The organism is Acetobacteraceae bacterium, assembly GCA_039613835.1.
GTDB lineage: Bacteria > Pseudomonadota > Alphaproteobacteria > Acetobacterales > Acetobacteraceae > Sorlinia.
In genome coordinates, this window is the sequence record CP154827.1 from 821,010 (window position 1) to 841,014 (window position 20,005).

The following is a 20,005-nucleotide window of genomic DNA, read 5'->3' on the forward strand; positions in this document are numbered from 1 at the left end:
GGAGGGTCGCAAAAGGCTACGCGCGACATTCAGATGTGGATGCGCAATTCCAACGTCTTTTCACCCGTATTTTCGGCGGCGGAAAAGCCAATCTGGCCCTTGTCGGCGGGGATGACCCATTAGAGGCGGGTCTTGAGATCTACACCCAACCTCCGGGAAAGAAACTCTCGACTCTCTCCCTCTTATCAGGTGGTGAGTAGGCTTTGACGGCGCTCTCTCTTTTATTTGCGACGTTTGCGTGCGAGCCTGCCCCGATCTGCATCCTCGATGAGATCGATGCCCCGTTGGATGAGGCCAATACTGTGCGGCTTTGCGCGCTCGTCCGGGATATGACGTCGCAATATGGCGTTCAATTTATGATCGTGACGCATCAGCAGGTCACGATGGCCCATATGGACCGGCTTTACGGCGTCACCATGCAGGAGCGCGGCGTTAGTTGCATCCTCTCTGTGGATTTGTCTCATACAATTGAGATGGCGGAAACGGTGAAATCGGATTAGTAAGGAATGGCGTACCGCGAAATATTCTGGATGCGTATTGCGATCTCACTGCAAGTATCTCCGAACCATCCATCCATTTCTGCCAGCTGGGTTCGATTTTATTGACGCGATCACCAAGCGCGGCATCCGTGTTATCGGCGATGTACATAGTCATATTCAAAGTTTTATACATGCGGCATCGACAGATCGCTTCATTATCCAACTCGGAGACCTCGTCGATTACGGCCCGGATAGTGAGGTCACATTGCATCTCATGCTCCAGATTATGCGGGAGGGACGTGGGATTTTCATCCTCGGCAATCATGACCGCAAACTCGCCCGCGTGCTGAGTGGGCGTCGCCCCCATATTGACAGCCAGTTAAAGAAGACATTGCAGCAGATTGCTGCTGGTCCCCATCTCCTCAAGCAGGATGTGCTCGCCGCCGCGCGTTGAATAACGCGCCGGCCTGGATCGTGGTGCATCGCACGATTTTTGTGCATGGTGCTTTTCATCCCGCCATGCTGAGATCATCGCCCTATAGCGCAACCCAACGCATGACGCCGGTTTTCTCACGCGCTTTATTTGGTGAGACCACGCGTCACACCCAGCCTGACGGCTATCCGGAGCGGACATTGCGGTGGGTCGATTACATTGAGGCGGGATATCACGTTTATTGTGGGCATGATAACCGCCCCCTCAATGGCCTGCCTTATGTCAAAACCGGTGCCAAAGGGGGGATGGCGACGTTTCTGGATTTGGGCGCTGGTAAAGGCGGCCATCTCGCCTGGATGGATCTCGCCCCGGAAACCATTTTGCCCGGGCGGGACGCGATGACCGCACTCTCCTGAAATTGAGAATTGAACGCCCTCCATCGCCGTGAAAACCTTGAAGACAGGCGCATCGTGCATCCTCCCCCCCCTTTTTAATGCTATGACCCGTTATTTCGCGTACTGATGCAGAGACTCATGAACGAAGAAGACGCCCTCAAAATTCTGGAAGAACATCGTCGCAGTATCGACAATATCGATGCCGCTCTGATTTACATGCTGGCTGAGCGTTTCAAGCAAACGCAGGAAGTTGGCCGTCTGAAAGCCAAGGCGGGGTTGGAGCCGGCGGACTCGGCGCGTGAAGCCCGACAGATCGCCCGATTGCGGGACCTGGCAGGCTCAGCCGCTCTTGACCCGGATTTTGCCGAAAAATTTTTGTCATTCATTATCCGTGAAGTGATCCAGCATCACGCGCATATCGCGCAGATCCATCAGGAAGAGACCTGAATTTTTCCAAAAATCCTAGCGCGAACGGCCAAGTATGCAGCGATACCTTATTTTGATTCGTCACGCCAAGGCTTCCCAGAATTTCGGCTGCCCCGATCCGGATCGTGCGCTCTCAATAAAGGGTGAGGCGCAGGCCCGATCCGTCGCGAAATGGGTCAGGCCATTTCTGGACGCGGATTGCTATCACCTTCAATTTATCGTCAGCCCGGCCCTGCGCACGAAGCAAACGGCACAGGCGCTTTTTCAACGCCTCGGATGCGGTGAAAATTGCATCTACGAGCCCGCTCTTTATCAGACGGATGAAGATGGAATCTGGCGTCTGATCAATGAAGTGGGGGACGCGCCCTCGCACCTGGTCTCATCGGGCATAACCCGGCCTTGGGCCGCTTCGTGCGCAGTGTCGCACGACATATAACTTTAAATGAGGGTGTGTTTGAGCTGGAGTTGTCAGCTTTTGCACCGTCATCATGTTGCGTCATGGTGACCCAAACTGACTGGTCCGCCCTGCGGCCCCAGGATCTGACGATCCGCGCTTTCCGTGATTCGGCTGCGGAGGAAGCAAGTTAAGGGTGATCGACAAAGCGTCTGAAATGCCTATCATGCTGTCATGAAGGGAGATTGCCGTGCCGAAGACAAATGATGATGACCGGGTTGTGACCCTCACCATGGGCCCCCAGGCATCCGAATTCCCCGTTATCTCGGGGACACTGGGCCCGGACGGTGTCGATTTTCGCAAATTGACGGCGGCGACCGGCGTCTTCAGTTTTGACCCTGGCTACGGGGAGACAGCCTCCTGCACCAGCGCCATCACCTTCATTGATGGGGACCAGGGCGTGCTCCTGCATCGGGGCTATCCGATCGAGCAGCTTGCTGAACACGCCTCCTACGTTGAGACGGCCTATCTCCTTTTATATGGGGAGCTTCCCAACAAGCAGCAGCTTTCCGACTTTGATGCGCATCTTGGCGAGCAGGCCCTCTTGCATGAGCAGATTCGTAATTTCTTCAACGGATTCAGGCGCGACACCCACCCGATGGCGATTCTTTGCGGGACGGTCGCGGCGCTTTCCGGGTTCTATGCGGATGGGATCGACATTTCCCATCCCACCTCGCGTGATCTTTCAGCCCGGCGGCTGATCGCCAAAATCCCGACAATTGCCGCCTGGGCCTATCGTTACACACAAGGTGAAACCTTTATTTACCCGAAGAGCAATTTCGGGTTCGCTGAAAATTTCCTCTCCATGATGTTCGCGCGCCCGGACCGGAAATATGTCGTCAAACCCGTGCTGGCCCGCGCGCTGGACCGGATCTTCATCCTCCATGCGGATCATGAGCAGAATGCCTCAACCTCCACCGTACGGCTGGTCGGCTCCACAGGCGCGAACCCGTTTGCGTGCATCGCCGCGGGTATCGCTGCCTTATGGGGGCCTGCACATGGCGGCGCGAATGAAGCCGTGCTGTCCATGCTGACCGCCATTGGCCAAAAGAAAAATATCCCTCAATTTATTGAGCAGGTGAAAAATAAAGATTCCGGCATTCGCCTGATGGGATTCGGCCATCGCGTCTATAAAAGTTTCGATCCACGCGCGCAGATTCTGGCACAGACCTATCGCGAGGTGATTGAGGAGTTGAATCTCGACCATGACCCGCTTTTCGACCTTGCGACGGAGCTGGAACGCATTGCGCGGAGTAACGATTATTTCGTCTCCCGCCAGCTTTACCCGAATGTCGATTTCTATTCCGGATTGATTCTCAAAGCCCTTGGCATACCTGTTTCAATGTTCACCGTCTTATTCGCGGTGGCGCGGACGTCAGGTTGGGTCAGCCAGTGGAAAGAGATGATTGAGGCCCCGGGCCAGCGTATCGGGCGGCCGCGTCAGATTTACACAGGGGCAAGAAAACGCGATTTGCAACCCTTATCTGACCGCCGATAGGGCGGCGGAGGCGGTCATCGGGCCTGCGCGGGTCACGGTTGGCCCGTGGAGACGCCCTATGGGCTCAGCATTCACAGCCGCGTGTCGCGCCGCGATCCTGCCGCACGATGTGATGATCAATCCATTCCGAGACAAGAAGCCGCGCTTCACTGATTGACGCCTCAGGGTGGTAGATCCGATAAAGGGTCGTGCAGGCATCGAAGGCCTGCCGATCGGCCTGACCGTGTTCGGTAAGCTCGGCATAAGCAGTAATGACAGCGCGCTCACAATTGCGCGTGATATGATCTATATTGACGTTCACGGAGCGGTGTCCTTATGCGCGGCGAATTCGACAAGGTTGCAGATTAAAACTCTTTTGAGATCGCTGGCAAGTGTTGCGCGGGGGTTTTACCGCCCTCTTTGCGAGAGATCCATGAATGCCGGCGATGATGCAACAGCTTAACACTTTGCGCGGCGACGAAAACCCGTTATTTTCGGGCAAATTTGATGGAGATTTTGTGATGGCCCTTACCGGCACACCTCAAGGACATATGACTGTCGGCGCGACGCAATGGGACCGCGACGCGGCCTTAACAGCTGCCAAAATTCTCCTTGAGATCAAAGCGATCAACTTCCGACCGAAGGATTCTTACACTTTGACGTCGGGCTGGAAGTCGCCTGTTTATATTGACTGCCGAAAAATTATCTTCTTCCCCCGCGCCCGCGCCAAAATCATTGAGCTCGCGGTTGAGAAAATCGGTCGGCATATTGGTTATGAAAGTCTCGATTGCGTTGTCGGCGGTGAAACAGCCGGCATTCCCTTTGCGGCCTGGATCGCGGACCGTCTGATGACACCCATGGCTTATGTGCGCAAAAAGCCCAAGGGTTTTGGCCGAAATGCACAGATTGAGGGCGACGTGCTCGAGAATATGCGCACCCTACTTGTTGAGGATCTGACGACAGACGGGGCCTCCAAAGTGCGTTTTGCCGAGGCGCTGCGCAAGGCAGGCACGGTCGTTGATCACACTTTCGTAGTGTTTTTCTACGGTGTTTTCCCCGGTGCTCAAAAAACCCTGAATGAGCTCGGCATTAACCTCCACGCGCTTTGCACCTGGTGGGACGTAATTGAAGCCTGCGCCAGCAAGAACTATTTTTCGGAGTGCGATATTTCCGAGGTCCGGCGTTTTCTTGAAGACCCTTGCAAATGGTCCGGCAGCCATGACGGGGTCAGCAGCGTTGAGGAAGCACTTGCCTTCAAGAGCCGTTCCGAAAGCTGAAGATGAAGCCATCCCCCCGACATGTCCTGGTTTTCGATTCCGGTATCGGGGGTTTAGGTGTCGTAAATGCGCTGCACCAGATGGGGGACAGCGCACTCCGCATTGATTATCTGGCGGATAATGCCGTGTTTCCCTATGGTGAGCAACCCGACGAGATTTTATCAGCGCGCATCATCTCCCTCATCCGGGCGGCTATCGATGCGCACCAGCCAGACGCCGTCATCATCGCCTGCAACACCGCCAGCACCCTCGCTTTGGGCGCGCTGCGCAACACGTTGACCGTGCCTTTTATCGGCTGTGTGCCGCCAGTGCGTTGGACTGCGCGTGAGACTAAAACCGGTATATTCGCCATACTTGCGACGGCAGCGACGGCACGCCGCCCTTATCTCGCCGCCCTCAAAGCACATTTCGCCCCGAAAGACATCATGATCATCCATGGCGGGCGCCAGCTGGCCGATCTGGCGGAGCGCGCTTTTGTGGGAGAGGCCATATCGCAGGATGCGGTGCGGGCGGAGCTTGACGCCGTCTTTACCCAGCCACGTGGGGATCAAGTTGATGTGATCGGCCTTGGATGCACACATTACACATTTCTGCGTGAGGCGTTGCAAAATGCGAGTCCCCCTCATGTCACCCTTCTGGACCCCGCAGAGGCTGTTGCCCGCCAGGCCCTTAAAATCCTCGCTGAGCAGCCCGCGCGTGGCAAAGACGACGCGTCGGTAACCGAGATGGCGCGCAAAGGACGTTTTATGATGACCGCACCACCTTGTGACCCTGCCGCTCTGCGCAGGGCCATCAAGCGTTTCGGCTATGAGGATTTCAGTATCTGGGACAGCGGAGAAGTGTCATTACCCGATTAATGCGCCCTCTTGGCCGTATATAAGGCGGTGTCGGAAAGCAGGGTTTTGATGTCACTCTCGGGGAACACATCAAGTGCCGCGACGGCTTTCTCCGCAAAAGACTGTGCACGGCGCATGGTCTCTTCAACGGCGTGGGTTTTCTGGATGAGGCGCAGCGCTTCGGCCAGATCTGACTCCTGCCATTTCCCCTCATTCACCACCCGTTCCCAGAATTGGCGGTCCTTTTCTTCCGCCTCGCGGTAAGCGACGAGGAGTGGCAGCGTGATCTTGCCTTCCCGCAGATCATCACCAACGGTTTTACCGAGCAGTTTCTCATCCGCCACGTAATCCAGCGCATCATCGACCAGTTGAAACGCGATCCCGAGATGGGTCCCGAAATCCTCGACGGCTTTTTCATCTTCCGTCGAGCTGTCCGCGATAATTGCGCCGACCCGGCAGGCGGCCGCGAATAATGCCGCCGTCTTGCCATGGATGACTTTGAGGTAAGTTTCTTCGGAGGTTGCCAGGTCGTTCTGCATCGACATTTGCAGCACTTCCCCCTCCGCGATCGTCGCCGCCGCCTGGGAAAGCACCGCCATGACGGGCAAAGATCCATCCTCCGTCATAAGCTGGAAGGAACGTGCAAACAGGAAGTCGCCGACAAGGACGGAAGCCTTGTTCCCGAATACGGCATTGGCCGAGGCTGCACCGCGCCGTAAGACACTCTCATCAACAACATCATCATGCAGCAATGTGGCGGTGTGGATAAACTCCACACAGGCGGCGAGGCCGACATGGCGCCTGCGCTGCGGCGATGGGTGGTAGCCGCATAAATAGGCGGAGGCCAATGTCAGAAGGGGGCGCAATCGCTTACCGCCCGCCGCCACCAGATGCGCCCCTAATTGGGGGATGAGCGGCACCGGGCTCTCCATGCGAGCCACGATTTCACGGTTGCAGGCTTCCATATCCTTCCTGAGATAATTGAATAAAGCTTGCAGCGCGACGTCGTCCTTGCTCATAAGATCCTCTTCAACTTTGGAGGTGGGATGCATCGTAGCATTTCTGCCCTCCAAAACGTAGTCACGACCCTTTTGAGCCCTGTCAAACCCGAGAGGGTCGAAGATAAGGCGATCGACTCAACTTCACAAGGCTCCGTGATCATGCTGACTTCAGGGTGCCTGGCATGGTAAGTCGGGCGATCGCGACAACCATATGAGCGGGTCGTTAAAATTGGTCAAGCCAGAGCTATCGTCAGAGATGACGGGTGACGTCACCCACGACACGCTGCATCACGGCCGCGTCACCTACACGCAGTTCATTAACGGATATCGGACAGGGCTGGAGCCCGTGCTGCTCGCGGCATTGGTCCCCGCGCGACCGGGCGAGTCCATTCTTGAGGCGGGTTGCGGGGCGGGTGCCGGGTTATTGTGCCTCAATGCGCGCGTCACCGGCCTGCATCTGACAGGTATTGAGATCGATGTGGATACGGTCGCCCTGGCGCGCTTTAACCTCGACCGAAATCACGTCAGCGGATACACGCTTTTCCAGGCGGAAATCCCGGCCATGCCACGCTCCCTGCGTCAGACATGTCGTAATGCGAATGGGCGCTTCCACCATGCTTTCGCCAATCCGCCCTGGCATCTCTCCGGTGCGACGCCGATAAGCCATCCGCGCCGCCGTCGCGCCCTGTTTTGCGACCGTAATGGCTGGTCCTGCTGGATCACCGTGCTGGCGGCCTGGGTGATGCCTGGCGGGACGCTCAGCCTTGCCCTTCCCGCTGCGGTAGTGTGTGAGGCGATGCGGTGCCTGCATGAGGCGGAGTTCGGGAGTATCACACTGTTTCCACTTTGGCCGAAAGCCGGACGCCGCGCCAAGATCGTGCTTTTACAAGCGGTTCTGGGCGGGCGTGCGGGGACGGCGATATCGCCCGGGCTCATTATTCATGAGGAAAACGGGCAATATACGACAGAGACCCGGCATGTGCTCTGTGATGGTGCGGCGCTTATCCCCTGACGGGCGGCAACATGTCACTCAAAGATATGCGTCTCAAAAGCCTCTTCCCATGAGCCTGTGGTGGAAGCACGAGAATATTCCGTCGCACGATTTTCAAAGAAATTGGCGTGCTCCACCGCATTCAGCATGTCATCAAGCCAGGGCAGCGGGTTTTCCTCGATATTATAGATGACATCCAGGCCGAGCTGGGTCAGACGGCGGTCCGCAATATAACGTATATAGCGCTTGACCTGGTCTGCATCGAGCCCTTCCACCGCGCCCATTTCAAAAGCGAGATCAATAAAAGCATCTTCATGCGAGACGGTGGTTTGACACACTCCCGCCAGTTCCGCGCGGAAATCCTCAGTCCAGATTTTGGGATTTTCCCGGATGAAAGTCCGAAACAGGCGAATCATGGACAGGCAATGGAGCGTCTCGTCACGAACGGACCATGAGATGATCTGGCCCATACCTTTCAGCTTATTGAATCGTGGAAAATTCAGCAGAATGGCGAAGGAAGCGAAAAGCTGGAGCCCTTCCATGAAAGCACCGAATGCCGCCATCGTCTTGGCGATTTCACGCTTATTCTTGATATTGAAAGATTGCATGAAATCATATTTATCTTTCATCTCCTTATATTTAAGGAATGCGGAATATTCAGTTTCCGGCATGCCAATCGTATCAAGGAGATGTGAATAAGCCGCGATGTGAATGGTCTCGATATTTGAGAAAGATGAGAGCATCATCAAGACTTCAGTCGGTTTGAAGACCTGACTGTAATATTTCATGTAAGCGGAATTCACCTCGACATCCGCCTGGGTGAAGAAACGGAAAATCTGCGTCACCAAATGACGTTCCGCCTCATTAAGGACGCGATGCCAATCTTTGACGTCATCAGCAAGGGGCACTTCCTCCGGCAGCCAATGGACGCGTTGCTGCGTCAGCCACGCATCATAAGCCCAAGGGTAACGAAAGGGCTTATAGACCGGATTCGCCGCCATCAGGTCAAAATGCTCGGTATCGAAACTGTGACCAACCTGTTTTAAAGTCTTTGACATCGTAAGCTTGCCTTTAGAGTTGGGCGCGGCAGAACCTTGAGAGGTGGCGCCGCAAGTCAACACTCTCCCGAACCGAGGGAGGTCGTTAAATCGATAATCCGCGCGGGAACGATTTCTCCCTTGTCCTTATTGGCAGGCGAGACACTCATCATAATTTTTCCCGCCACTTCCGGGCGCGCGGGCATCCGCGGCGGCCGGCTGTGTATCTTCATCCGCGTTGAAAATATCACTTTTGACCGCGACATGGCTGACCGTATCCGCACGCTGGATTGAAAGTGAGCGGCAATAATAAAGCGATTTGACGCCCAGCTTCCACGCCATGTGGTGGATCTGATGGAGGTCACGCTTATGCACATCCGCCGGGAGGAAGATATTGAGGGACTGGGCCTGGCAGATAAACCCGGCGCGGTCCGCCGCATGTTCAATCACCCAACGTTGATCCAGCTCAAACGCCGTCTTGAAGATATCTTTCTCGTCCTGCGACAGGAAATCAAAATGCTGCACCGACCCCTTATTGAAGGTGATGTTTGACCAGACCGCCTCGTTATTCTGCCCCTTCTCCTCCAGCAGGCGCAGCAAATGGCGGTTGCGCACGGTGAAGAAGCCGGAAAGGGTTTTCTGGAGAAAGACATTGGCGGCGATCGGCTCTATCCCGGGGCTGGCATTGCCGGCAATGATCGAGATCGACGCTGTGGGCGCGATCGCCATTTTATGGGAGAAGCGCTCCTGCACATTATATTCCGCTGCATCCGGACATGGACCGAGCGTTTCAGCGAGATGGCGGGATGCTTTATCCGCCGCGGTGCGAATATGGGCGAAGATGCGCTTATTCCAGACTTTCGCCATCACGCTTTCAAACGGGATGTTGCGCGCCTGCAGGAAGGAATGAAACCCCATGACGCCCAACCCAACGGAACGCTCCCGCATGGCAGCGTAACGTGCGCGATCCATATCCTCAGGCGCGCGGTCAATGAAGTCCTGAAGCACACGATCCAGGAACAGCATGACATCCTCAATGAATTGGGGATTATCGTGCCATTGATCCCATGTTTCCAGATTCAGGGAGGAGAGGCAGCATACCGCCGTCCGCTTCTGACCGTGATGGTCGATACCGGTCGGGAGGGTGATTTCGGCGCAGAGATTGGATGTCTTGACCTCAAGCCCGGCCAGTTTGTGATGCTCGGGCCGTGCGCGATTCACATGGTCATTATAGACGATGTACGGTTCACCCTGTTCCATCCGTGCAGTGAGGATACGGATCCAGAGCTGCCGGGCGGAGACATTGCGGATCACCGCCATATCTTTCGGGGAACGAAGCGGCCACTCTTCATCATTTTCGACAGCGCGCATGAAGTCGTCACTCACCAGCACACCATGATGCAGGTTGAGGGCCTTACGATTAGGGTCACCCCCTGTCGGGCGGCGCATCTCGACAAATTCTTCAATTTCCGGATGCCAGACAGGCAGATAAACCGCCGCAGAGCCGCGACGGAGTGACCCCTGCGAAATGGCGAGGGTCAAACTATCCATCACACGGATGAAAGGGATGACACCCGAGGTTTTGCCGTTTTTGCCGACATTCTCGCCGATCGAGCGCAGATTACCCCAATAGGAGCCAATCCCACCGCCTTTTGAGGCCAGCCAGACATTTTCATTCCAGAGATCAACAATGCCGCGCAAACTGTCATCCGCCTCATTGAGGAAGCAGGAAATCGGCAGGCCCCGCGTGGTGCCGCCATTGGAGAGGATGGGTGTCGCGGGCATGAACCAATGTTGCGAGATGTAATCATAGATGCGCTGGGCATGGTTAGCATCCGCGCCATAATAAGATGCAACGCGCGCAAAAAGGTCCTGATAACGCTCTCCGGGCAAGAGGTAGCGATTATCCAGCGTTGCCCGCCCGAAATCCGTCAGCAGCGCATCGCGGCTTCGGTCGACACGGATGGGGTGGTGGCCTTCCAGGTGGATGATGTCATCGAACATATCGGGCTCAGGCGCCACCTCAATACGAGATGGCGGCATAATGGCGCCGTCGACTCCTGCTTCAGTCGCGTCGCCTGTGACAAACAAATCAGACTGCAGGCTCACCTGACATCTCCTAAACTCTCTATGTTGATGCCAACCAGGCAAAGGCTGCAATTGCGGACCGTGAGAGGGTCGACGCAACATCTAGTGATGTTTGCCCAGATGGATATACAATATGTAGTGCCCTAATGAATAGATTCCAGATGCTTCTAGTTTCTTAAAAAAATTCTACGCGTCGTTTTTTAAGAGTCAAAAAATGAGGCCTGACATTGAATATGGCGTTGAAGATCGGGCATGTCGTGGCTCTCTCGTCACAAGGATTTTAAATTGAAAAAGAAAGGATGAATGACATGGCCATCCGGAAATCTGCGCAAGCCCATTGGGCAGGCGGCATCAAATCGGGACATGGGGCAATCTCGACAGAGAGCCTGAGCCTGAAAGGTCAACCTTACGGTTTCAATACAGGGTTTGAAGGCAAACCCGGCACGAATCCGGAGGAACTTGCTGGCGTCGCCCTGGCGGGGTGCTACGCCATGGCCCTCTCCCTGGCGCTTGAAAATGCCGGACATGTGGCAAAGGATATTGATGCCAAGGCCATTGTCTCACTGGATAAGGCGGAAAAGGGATCTGAAGTCAAGCATATTGCCCTTGAGGTTCAGGTTTCCGCCCCCGATCTTGATCAGGAAAAATTCATGCAATTGGCGAATATGACGAAGGAGAATTGCCCGATCTCCAAACTCTTTCGCGCGCAGATCACGTTGAGCGCGAGGCTGGACCCATCATAATGGCCTCATAGTCTCAAGGCTGGCCCGGGGGCAGGTCCCGACCCTGGCCCCAATGATTCTGGGCGTGATCTATCAGCATGTGATCCAGCAGGACGCATGCCATCATCGCCTCCCCCACCGGCACAGCGCGAATGCCGATACATGGGTCATGTCGCCCTTTCGTCGCCACCTCCACCCGCTCACCATCCCGGTTGATGGACGGAACGGGGATCAGGATGGAACTTGTCGGCTTAATTGTGAAGCGCACGATAATCGGTTGACCGGAGGAAATACCACCCAGAATGCCCCCCGCATGATTGCTCTCAAAGACGGTTTTCCCGTTCTCCTGTCGCATCAGGTCCGCATTTTCCTCACCACGTAAGGCGGCCACAGCAAAACCATCACCGATTTCAACGGCTTTGACGCCATTAATACCCATCATCGCATGGGCGAGATCCGCATCTAGCTTGGCGCTTACAGGTGCGCCCAGCCCCACGGGCACTGAGTCGGTGACGATCTCAATGATCGCGCCGATGGATGAGCCCGCTTTTCTCACATCATCAATTAGCTTTTCCCATAAGGGCACAATCTCCGGGTCCGGGGCGAAAAACGCGTTATCCCGCGTTGCCGTCCAATCCCACCGGGAACGATCCGCGGCAATGTCACCGATCTGCGCCAACGCCCCTTTTATGGTCGGAGGCGTCGCGCCAAGATGCGCCATCACCTTGCGGGCAACAGCACCGGCGGCAACGCGGCAGGCCGTCTCCCGCGCGGAAGCGCGGCCACCGCCGCGATAATCCCGAATGCCGTACTTCCGGTCATAGGTATAATCCGCATGGCCGGGCCGATAACGGGCGGCGATATCACCATAATCGCGGGAGCGTTGATCTGTATTTTCGATGATGAGGGAAATCGGTGTCCCCGTCGTCATCCCGTCAAACACGCCGGACATGATGCGCACCTGATCCGCCTCACGCCGTTGGGTGACAAAACGACTGCGGCCCGGTTTGCGCTCATCCAGATAGGTCTGGATGTCCGCCTCCGACAGCTTGACGCGGGGCAGGCATCCGTCAATGACGCAGCCGATCATGGGGCCGTGGCTTTCACCCCAACTCGTGACGCGGAAAAGACGCCCGAACGTGTTATAGGACATGGCTGCGCTCAGCCTTCAGGTGAGACGACGGCGATATCCGGCGCGTCAGGGTTTTTCATCCCGATCACGTGGTAACCGCAATCGACATGATGCACCTCCCCCGTCACGCCACTGCTGAGACTGGAGAGGAAATACAGCCCGGAACCCCCGATATCCTGCAGGGTAACATTGCGCTCAAGCGGCGCATTAAGCTGGTTCCAACGCAATATATAGCGGAAATCGCCGATCCCGTTGGCGGCGAGCGTCATAATCGGCCCGGCGGAAATGGCATTGACCCGGATATTATCCTTGCCAAGATCCGTGGACATATAGCGCACGGAGGCTTCCAATGCCGCTTTAGCAACGCCCATCACATTATAATGTGGCATGACGCGTTCAGCGCCATAATAGGTCATGGTCAGGATGGAACCGCCATCCTTCATGAGGGCGGCTGCTCGTTGCGCCACCGCCGTGAAGGAATAGACGGAAATATCCATAGCTTTCAGGAAAGCATCACGCGGCGTGTCAACATAACGCCCACGTAGATATTGCTTGTCCGCCCAGCCAATCGCATGGACGAGAAAGTCGATTTTGCCCCATTTCTTCTCGATTTCTGCAAAAGCAGCGTCGATATCCTCATCACTGCTGACATCGCAGGGCACAACGAGGGACGCGCCGATGGACTCAGCGAGAGGCCGCACCCTTTTGCCCAGCGCCTCACCCTGGTAGGTAAAAGCAAGCTCCGCCCCCTGCGCCGCACAGGCAGAAGCGATCGCCCACGCAATTGAGCGATCATTGGCGACCCCCATAACGAGTCCGCGTTTGCCCGCCATCAAGTTGCCTTTCGGCGTCTCGGACACATTATTGGACATGGATATCACTCCCTGCGTAAGCCTGCTGTCTCGACAATATAACGAAATTGAGGATTTCTTTGCCTTCGTCGCACAACACCGCGTGGCAAACAAGTGTGCAGATGCTACGGTGACCGGGAAACGGGGAGGTTGACATTGTCTGATCACGATTCTGCACCATTGATCGATTTGTCCTCTGATCCTTTCTCCATTTTCGACGCATGGCTTCACGCTGCGGAAAAATCGGAACCGAATGACCCGAACGCGATGTACCTCGCAACATCAACCCCTCAGGGCCGCCCTTCCCTCCGCGCCATCCTGTTGAAAGGGCATGACCGGCGCGGCTTCGTGTTTTACACGAATCTGGAAAGCCGAAAGGGGCGGGAACTCGCTGAAAACCCCTACGCGGCCCTGCTGTTCCATTGGAAGTCCCTCCGACGTCAAATCCGTATTGAAGGTCATGTCAGCGCCGTGAGCGCGGCGGAGGCGGATCGTTACTTCGCGAGTCGACGTCGCGAGTCCCGCATTGGCGCCATCGCATCAGATCAATCCCGCCCTCTAGCTGACCGCGCGATTTATGAAAAACGCATTCAGGATGCGGAGGCACGTTACGCAGCAACTGAGCCACTACGCCCCGATAACTGGTCAGGCTTTCGCGTTAACCCTGCCCTCATGGAATTCTGGCAGGACCGGGATTTCCGAATGCATGATCGCGCCGTCTGGACACGGTCATCCCCGCAGGACGAAACCTGGAGCGTGACGCGACTTTACCCTTAACGGCTCCCTCTCGGCGCGGCGATGCGTCACGATGCATGGCAGCGCCCCGACCCGGTCAATGGAAGGACCCACCCATTTTGACGCGATGGAAAGTATTTTTTCAGGCTGATAAGCTGCCCTGTGGCCCATCTGGCCCATCCGACGGCATGAAATTCGCACGTCGTGCATCGGACCTCAGCAGGGAAAATGGAGTTTGATCATCATGGACAGCGTTAAAGACATCCTGGTCCCCCTTTATGACTCAGACCATCTGGATTCTGTCCTCGCGACCGCTTTTATCCAGGCCCAACGTTTCCACGCCCATATCTCCGCTGTCTTCGTCAGTGATGACCCGAACGAGGCCGCCGCCTTTGCTGGGGAAGGGCTTTCCGGCGCGCTGATACAGGATATGGTGGATGCGGCGGAGAATGAGGGCCAACGTCAGACGCTCAAAACCCGCCTGAATTTCAATATGTTTCTTGAACGGCATCACATTGCGCAGATTTCGAGAAATCACATCGGTGAGGAAAACCCGGAAACGCGTACGGCGAGTCTGGAATTTTCCGAGCCTCCGGCAAATGAGGCCATTATCTGGCGGGCGCGATTGAGCGATGTCACGATTGTTCCCTTCCTCGGAAAGCAGGAGAACCCCAAGGCTTCCGAGATCATTCATGGTGTGCTGTTTGAAAGCGGACATGCTCTGATGATCGCCCCGCCCACCCCGCCGAAAAGCGCTGGGTCCCGCATCTGCATCGGGTGGAATGGCACACAAGAATGCGCCCGGACCCTTGAAGCCAGCATGAAATGGCTGCGTCAGGCTGAGGAGGTGACCATCCTGACGAGTGATGAATATCAACGTCGCGGCCCGACCAGTGCCGACGTGCAGTCTTATCTGAAATTACATGGTATCACCGCCCCTGTTCATCAATTCGCGGCGATAGACCGCAATGTGGGGGAAGGCATGTTAAGGGTCTGTCGCGAGGTCAATGCCGATATGCTGACGATGGGTGCCTATTCCCACTCACGCCTGCGGCAGATGATTCTGGGTGGCGTCACCCGGCATATATTTGAGGAGGGACATTTAACGGTATTGATGTCGCGGTGACATTCAGGTGTTTTTAACTTAAGACGAGGCTGACATTGTCACATTTTACACATTTTCCGTTGTCTGAAACCAGAAATGTCCAAACGCCGCCTGCTGTCTCGAAAAATCCTGCCTTCCATCGCGCGTGCCTATCTCGGTTTGGCCCTCAGAACGACGCGCTGGCGCATTATCGGGCCCCATGCGAGCCGAAACGTTCTTGTTCAGATCCCGGCTTCACGTCATCCGGGGGCGATTGTCGCTTTCTGGCACCGGAATCTCCTTCTTCTCCCAGCTTTGTGGAAGTGGGCGCGCACCCGAAATGGCGCGCTTCGCCTCAATGTGCTGATCAGTCGCAACCGTGATGGACGCCTCATCCGCCGCACGGTCGCGCCATGGGACATTGTCGGTATTGAAGGTTCGAGTAATAAGCGCGGACAGAATAAAGGGGGTGCTCGCGCCCTGCGTGCGGGCGTGAAAGCGCTGGAGGGCGGTGCTTTGCTGGCCATCACACCGGATGGCCCGCGCGGCCCGGCGGAAAACGTGCAGGCAGGGGCGACGGCGTTGGGTCGCCTTTCACGTCGTGTCAGCGTGCCGATTGGCGGCGCCTGCCGTGCCGTGCGGCTTAAGACATGGGACAGGATGCGCGTCCCCCTTCCCTTCGGTCGCGGCTATCTTTGCCACGGCACGCCACTCCTCTCGGGTGCCTCCACCGATCTTCTCGCGCAGCAGATTGCAGCGGCGGATCAACGGGCCGCACACGCCTATCGCGCGAGCCGTCGCCATTTGCTTGACTTGATCTGGCCCTGGGTCGGCCTCGCCGCCTCCGCCTATCTGCGTCGCCTCGCCGCCGGGCGCATTCAATCTGGTAAGGAAATCGCCGAACGGCTGGAAGAAAGATTCGGCCAGTCCAGTGTCCTGCGCCCTGACGGGGATATTTTATGGGTCCATGCCGCAAGCGTCGGTGAAGTCCGATCCGTCCTGCCCCTGCTGCAAGGATTTCTCGATGCCTGGCCGCGAGTCACCATCCTGATCACAACCGCAACCGTGACCGGTTGTGAAACCGTGTCGCGACATGTGGAGCGCATATCCCAAGCCCATCGCAAGCGGCTTATCCACCAATTCGCGCCCTACGATGTGGTAAGAGGGACGCGGCGATTCCTCAATCACTGGAAGCCGGTCGGGCTTCTCCTGACAGATAGTGAATTATGGCCGGGTTGGCTGCGACAATGCAGCCGGCTTGGGGTGCCGGTCGGACTGCTGAATGCGCGGCTTTCTCAAAAATCCTTCACGCGTTGGCGACAGACCGCCTTCCTGACGCGCCCTGTCTTTCAGCGCCTCGCTTTCGTCGCATCACGGGGTACGGATGACGCCGCGCAATTTGACCGCCTCGGCGCGAAAAACGTCTTCTGTGTCGGAGATCTGAAGGAACTCGCTCCAGCTTCCTCTGTCGATGAGGTCGCGCTCAGCGCGTTGCGCCATGCGTTGAAAGGTCGCACAGTGCTTGTCGTGTCTTCGACGCATCAGGGTGAGGAGTCGATCGTCATCGACGCCATCACGATGGCGCGGCGTAAGGTGAAAAACCTCCTCTGCATTATTATCCCGCGACACCCTGAACGCGGCGCGGAAGTTGCTGAACTCAGCAATCCCGCCTTCCCCCGACGCTCTCAAGGCGTACTACCGGGGGAAGAGGATGCCATCTGGGTGGCGGACACATTGGGTGAACTGGCACTGTTTTACCAATTGGCGGATTTCATTTTCATCGGTCATTCGCTTCTTCCACATGGTGGCGGCCATAACCCCTATGAGGCCCTGCATGCTGGCGCACCCTGCGCCACCGGGCCCTACCACGCCAATTTTCTGGAGGCTTATCAGCAGCTCGGCACGCGATTCACCACCGTCGATAATGCGCAAAGCCTTGCGGCATGGGTCTGCCAGGAAACCAACCCGTCACACCAATCCCGCCCGGGTCAGATCGGCGATAAAAACCAGTCAGATCGTTTCGTAGCCCTCGCCAATACACTTATTGCGCGTGTCAGTGCGATGACCAGCCTATGAAGGTGATGACGCCCCGCTTCTGGTATGTGCCGCACGCCACGTTTCGACAACGTCTGCTAACACCCTCTTCCCTCATCGTCAGTTTTGCCCACAGATTGCGTCAAAGCCTGACGCGGCCGCTCACCGTTTCCGTGCCGGTTATTTGTTGCGGCAATCTCTCCGTCGGGGGGACAGGCAAAACAATCGTGGTGCGAGACCTGACACAGCGTCTGCAGGCCCAAGGCCACACGCCGCACATTTTATCACGCGGCTATAAAGCGCGACTGAAAGGCCCCTTGCGCATTGACTCAGAGATCATGACCCCACACGATGCGGGGGATGAGCCGATCATGCTGGCCCGCGACGCGCCCGTATGGATCGGTCGTGACCGGCGGCAAACCGCTCTGGCGGCCATCGGGGCCGGGGCGGATTGCCTCATTATGGATGACGGGCTTCAAAATCCCGGGCTTGCCAAGACGCTGCGTATCGTCATCATTGATGGCGCGGTGGGGCTTGGCAACCGACATGTCATCCCCGCCGGCCCCTTACGTGAAGACGGAGAAAGGGGATTGATGGACACAGATGCCGTCATTCTTATCGGTGAGAACAAAACATCTCTTGCCGCGAAAATCCCGCCGGGCAAAATCATTCTCCGCGCCCAGCTCGTACCGGACACGGATCTTCGGCGTTTACAGGGGCAGCGCGTCATCGCCTTTGCCGGTATCGGGCGACCCTCGAAATTTTTCAGCATGTTGACGGACTCGGGGATCACCGCATCGCGGGAAATTCCCTTCCCCGATCATCATGATTATACTGATCGCGATTGTCAGCGTCTGATCGACCTTTCCCAAACCGCAAAAATGCAGCTTGTCACCACCGCGAAAGATGCCGTCAAGCTGCCTGCCTGGTTTCGTGAGCAAGTGCAGGTCATTCATGTTGCGCTTAAATGGGACCGGCCTGAGGCAGTTGAGCGTCTTCTCAAGCAGGCCTGGAAGCATTGACGTGGCGAGCCGGTGGAAACGCGTCGGGCATCGTCTGGAATATGCGCTGGCACGCGCGCTGGTCTATGGGTTTTCCAGAATGGCGCCGCACAAAGCATCGCGCCTCGGCGCAGCTATTGCGAGGATCATCGGGAAGTGGGCCCCCGTCTCACGAATTGCCGACATCAACCTGCGCCTGATGCTGCCTCATCTTTCAGCCGCTGAACGCGCCCGCGAGATCATAAACAGTTGGGGACATATCGGCGCAACACTCGCGGAATTTCCTCATTTATCACACCTTGAAAGAAATAAAGCATCCGGCCCGGGCTGGACGATCGAGGGAGAGGGGCATCTCCTCGCCCTTCGTGATCACGATGTTCCGATCATTTTCTTTTCCGGCCATATTGGTAATTGGGAGATGCTGCCCCCCATTGTGGCCTCGTATGGCCTCGCTTTTGCACCTTTTTATCGTGAAGCCTCCAATCCTCTCATCAACAGATTGATTGCCTCCCTCCGGAAGAACGCCGTGGGACAAGCTGTGCCCATGTTCCCGAAAGGGGCGAGAGGGGCGCGCGCCGCGATGGCACACCTTAAAAACCGGGGACGACTCGGCGTGCTAGGTGATCAGAAAATGAATGATGGCATCGTCGCGACGTTATTTGGTAAGGAAGCCATGACGGCCTCCGCAACGGCGAGCTTCGCACTCAAATATCAATGCATCATTGTGCCCGGCGTCATGAGGCGAGTCGGCCCGGCGCGACTACATCTTCGCGTGGAGAAACCTTTTACACCGGTCGCGACCGGTGAACGGCAGAAGGACGTTGAGATGCTGACGCAGCAATTGAACGATCAGCTCGAGGCCTGGATTCGTGAAACGCCCGACCAATGGTTGCTTCTTCACCGTCGTTGGCCCCGCCATTTTTACGCGCATCCGGAAAAACCGCGTGCATGAGCGGGTTTTTGCATGACTGCCGTGCATAAATGAACATTGTAATTTCGCAACATCATGAAAGTGTGATGACGCAAAATCGCCTGTTAACCGGTTTTTCGGTTGTTAAACCGCGCTTTAGAGGCTTAGCTGAAAGCATTCTCGGTCAAAAAAGGAATGCTGAACAATGCCGCGTCCTGCCTCCAGCCTTAATAAAAACGACCCCCCGAGAATAACGTCATCTCGCTCCATGCCCGCGTGACCGACCGACATCTTACCTATCTCGCAAGATGGTTGAAAGCCGGGCAGTGCATGAGGCTCTGCGACGCGGATATCGTCTCGGTCGACAGCGCTTCCGGAAAGGGTGTGCAGAGACAGGTTGTCGTCTGGGTACGCGAGAGCGCCGACCCCGCTTATCTCATTGGTCCCACAGGGCTGAAATGAGTGGTGTCCGATGCCATTCGCGACCATATCATTGGCGAATATCGAAGTTTTGAGCACGCTTTGGCAGCGATCAGGCCCGTTATCGCGCTACAAGAAAAACCTGTTAGCAGCGCCGAGTCGTTTCTCCTGCAGGGCCGAAACCACACGCGCCCCATTGATCGGGCACGCATCCCGCAATCC

At 56.4% G+C, this 20,005-nt stretch carries 23 protein-coding genes; 17 read left to right on the forward strand and 6 right to left on the reverse strand.

From position 1 onward, the window contains the following. Positions 1 to 35 precede the first annotated feature (35 nt). The 7 genes from AAYR33_04675 (at position 36) to AAYR33_04705 (ending at position 3,685) form a co-directional block, all read left to right on the forward strand. Complete coding sequence (locus tag AAYR33_04675; GenBank protein ID XAO72190.1) at positions 36 to 200, forward strand: hypothetical protein; 165 nt, start codon at positions 36 to 38, stop codon at positions 198 to 200. Positions 201 to 203: 3 nt separating this feature from the next. Further along, positions 204 to 500 carry a hypothetical protein gene (locus AAYR33_04680; GenBank protein XAO72191.1) on the forward strand — a complete coding sequence of 99 codons (297 nt, stop codon included), beginning with the start codon at positions 204 to 206 and terminating at the stop codon, positions 498 to 500. A 37-nt stretch (positions 501 to 537) separates the two neighbouring features. Further along, a complete protein-coding gene (locus tag AAYR33_04685; GenBank protein ID XAO72192.1) occupies positions 538 to 933 on the forward strand; it encodes a metallophosphoesterase in 396 nt (131 codons plus the stop codon). Next, positions 930 to 1,328, forward strand: a complete 399-nt coding sequence (locus AAYR33_04690) for a hypothetical protein (GenBank protein ID XAO72193.1) — start codon at positions 930 to 932, stop codon at positions 1,326 to 1,328. The genes AAYR33_04685 and AAYR33_04690 overlap by 4 nt, the downstream gene beginning before the upstream one ends. A gap of 117 nt (positions 1,329 to 1,445) precedes the next feature. Further along, positions 1,446 to 1,754 carry a chorismate mutase gene (locus tag AAYR33_04695; GenBank protein XAO72194.1) on the forward strand — a complete coding sequence of 103 codons (309 nt, stop codon included), beginning with the start codon at positions 1,446 to 1,448 and terminating at the stop codon, positions 1,752 to 1,754. A gap of 34 nt (positions 1,755 to 1,788) precedes the next feature. Then, on the forward strand, positions 1,789 to 2,169 hold the full coding sequence (locus AAYR33_04700) for a histidine phosphatase family protein (protein ID XAO72195.1): 381 nt from the start codon (positions 1,789 to 1,791) through the stop codon (positions 2,167 to 2,169). A gap of 208 nt (positions 2,170 to 2,377) precedes the next feature. Continuing rightward, entirely contained in the window at positions 2,378 to 3,685 is a 1,308-nt protein-coding gene (locus AAYR33_04705; protein XAO72196.1) for a citrate synthase, read from the forward strand. Between the two features lie 64 nt (positions 3,686 to 3,749). Here the strand turns inward: AAYR33_04705 and AAYR33_04710 are convergent, their stop codons facing one another. After that, complete coding sequence (locus AAYR33_04710; GenBank protein XAO72197.1) at positions 3,750 to 3,986, reverse strand: hypothetical protein; 237 nt, start codon at positions 3,984 to 3,986, stop codon at positions 3,750 to 3,752. A gap of 199 nt (positions 3,987 to 4,185) precedes the next feature. Between AAYR33_04710 and AAYR33_04715 the strand changes: the two genes are divergently transcribed. Next, positions 4,186 to 4,941 (forward strand): orotate phosphoribosyltransferase, encoded by a 756-nt coding sequence (locus tag AAYR33_04715; protein XAO72386.1) that lies wholly within the window; start codon positions 4,186 to 4,188, stop codon positions 4,939 to 4,941. A 2-nt stretch (positions 4,942 to 4,943) separates the two neighbouring features. Further along, positions 4,944 to 5,798: an aspartate/glutamate racemase family protein gene (locus tag AAYR33_04720; protein ID XAO72198.1), complete on the forward strand. Its 855-nt coding sequence runs from the start codon at positions 4,944 to 4,946 to the stop codon at positions 5,796 to 5,798. On the opposite strand, the gene AAYR33_04725 is transcribed toward AAYR33_04720, so the two are convergent. After that, complete coding sequence (locus tag AAYR33_04725) at positions 5,795 to 6,796, reverse strand: polyprenyl synthetase family protein (GenBank protein ID XAO72199.1); 1,002 nt, start codon at positions 6,794 to 6,796, stop codon at positions 5,795 to 5,797. The genes AAYR33_04720 and AAYR33_04725 overlap by 4 nt on opposite strands. A gap of 211 nt (positions 6,797 to 7,007) precedes the next feature. Between AAYR33_04725 and AAYR33_04730 the strand changes: the two genes are divergently transcribed. Next, positions 7,008 to 7,790, forward strand: coding sequence for a methyltransferase domain-containing protein (locus tag AAYR33_04730; GenBank protein XAO72200.1), 783 nt, complete (start codon positions 7,008 to 7,010; stop codon positions 7,788 to 7,790). A gap of 14 nt (positions 7,791 to 7,804) precedes the next feature. Here the strand turns inward: AAYR33_04730 and AAYR33_04735 are convergent, their stop codons facing one another. Continuing rightward, the gene (locus AAYR33_04735; GenBank protein ID XAO72201.1) at positions 7,805 to 8,827 is read right to left on the reverse strand and encodes a ribonucleotide-diphosphate reductase subunit beta; all 1,023 of its coding nucleotides are present in this window, start codon (positions 8,825 to 8,827) and stop codon (positions 7,805 to 7,807) included. 126 nt (positions 8,828 to 8,953) lie between these two features. Then, positions 8,954 to 10,849: a ribonucleoside-diphosphate reductase subunit alpha gene (locus AAYR33_04740; GenBank protein ID XAO72387.1), complete on the reverse strand. Its 1,896-nt coding sequence runs from the start codon at positions 10,847 to 10,849 to the stop codon at positions 8,954 to 8,956. A gap of 353 nt (positions 10,850 to 11,202) precedes the next feature. On the opposite strand from AAYR33_04740, the gene AAYR33_04745 reads away from it, so the two are divergent. Next, positions 11,203 to 11,637, forward strand: a complete 435-nt coding sequence (locus AAYR33_04745) for an OsmC family peroxiredoxin (protein ID XAO72388.1) — start codon at positions 11,203 to 11,205, stop codon at positions 11,635 to 11,637. A gap of 13 nt (positions 11,638 to 11,650) precedes the next feature. On the opposite strand, the gene aroC is transcribed toward AAYR33_04745, so the two are convergent. Further along, positions 11,651 to 12,769 (reverse strand): chorismate synthase, encoded by a 1,119-nt coding sequence (aroC, locus tag AAYR33_04750; GenBank protein ID XAO72202.1) that lies wholly within the window; start codon positions 12,767 to 12,769, stop codon positions 11,651 to 11,653. 8 nt (positions 12,770 to 12,777) lie between these two features. Next, positions 12,778 to 13,620: an enoyl-ACP reductase FabI gene (fabI, locus tag AAYR33_04755; protein XAO72203.1), complete on the reverse strand. Its 843-nt coding sequence runs from the start codon at positions 13,618 to 13,620 to the stop codon at positions 12,778 to 12,780. Positions 13,621 to 13,749: 129 nt separating this feature from the next. Here fabI and pdxH point away from each other — a divergent pair, with 129 nt between their 5' ends. The 6 genes from pdxH to AAYR33_04785 all read left to right on the forward strand — a co-directional run bounded on the left by pdxH (position 13,750) and on the right by AAYR33_04785 (position 19,825). Beyond that, positions 13,750 to 14,376, forward strand: coding sequence for a pyridoxamine 5'-phosphate oxidase (gene pdxH, locus AAYR33_04760; GenBank protein ID XAO72204.1), 627 nt, complete (start codon positions 13,750 to 13,752; stop codon positions 14,374 to 14,376). A gap of 202 nt (positions 14,377 to 14,578) precedes the next feature. Then, positions 14,579 to 15,460 carry a universal stress protein gene (locus tag AAYR33_04765; GenBank protein XAO72205.1) on the forward strand — a complete coding sequence of 294 codons (882 nt, stop codon included), beginning with the start codon at positions 14,579 to 14,581 and terminating at the stop codon, positions 15,458 to 15,460. A gap of 75 nt (positions 15,461 to 15,535) precedes the next feature. Then, positions 15,536 to 17,494 carry a glycosyltransferase N-terminal domain-containing protein gene (locus AAYR33_04770; GenBank protein ID XAO72206.1) on the forward strand — a complete coding sequence of 653 codons (1,959 nt, stop codon included), beginning with the start codon at positions 15,536 to 15,538 and terminating at the stop codon, positions 17,492 to 17,494. A gap of 5 nt (positions 17,495 to 17,499) precedes the next feature. After that, on the forward strand, positions 17,500 to 18,474 hold the full coding sequence (lpxK, locus tag AAYR33_04775; protein ID XAO72207.1) for a tetraacyldisaccharide 4'-kinase: 975 nt from the start codon (positions 17,500 to 17,502) through the stop codon (positions 18,472 to 18,474). Position 18,475: 1 nt separating this feature from the next. Next, on the forward strand, positions 18,476 to 19,405 hold the full coding sequence (locus AAYR33_04780; protein ID XAO72208.1) for a lauroyl acyltransferase: 930 nt from the start codon (positions 18,476 to 18,478) through the stop codon (positions 19,403 to 19,405). Between the two features lie 288 nt (positions 19,406 to 19,693). Beyond that, positions 19,694 to 19,825, forward strand: a complete 132-nt coding sequence (locus AAYR33_04785) for a hypothetical protein (protein ID XAO72209.1) — start codon at positions 19,694 to 19,696, stop codon at positions 19,823 to 19,825. The last annotated feature ends 180 nt before the right edge of the window (positions 19,826 to 20,005 follow it).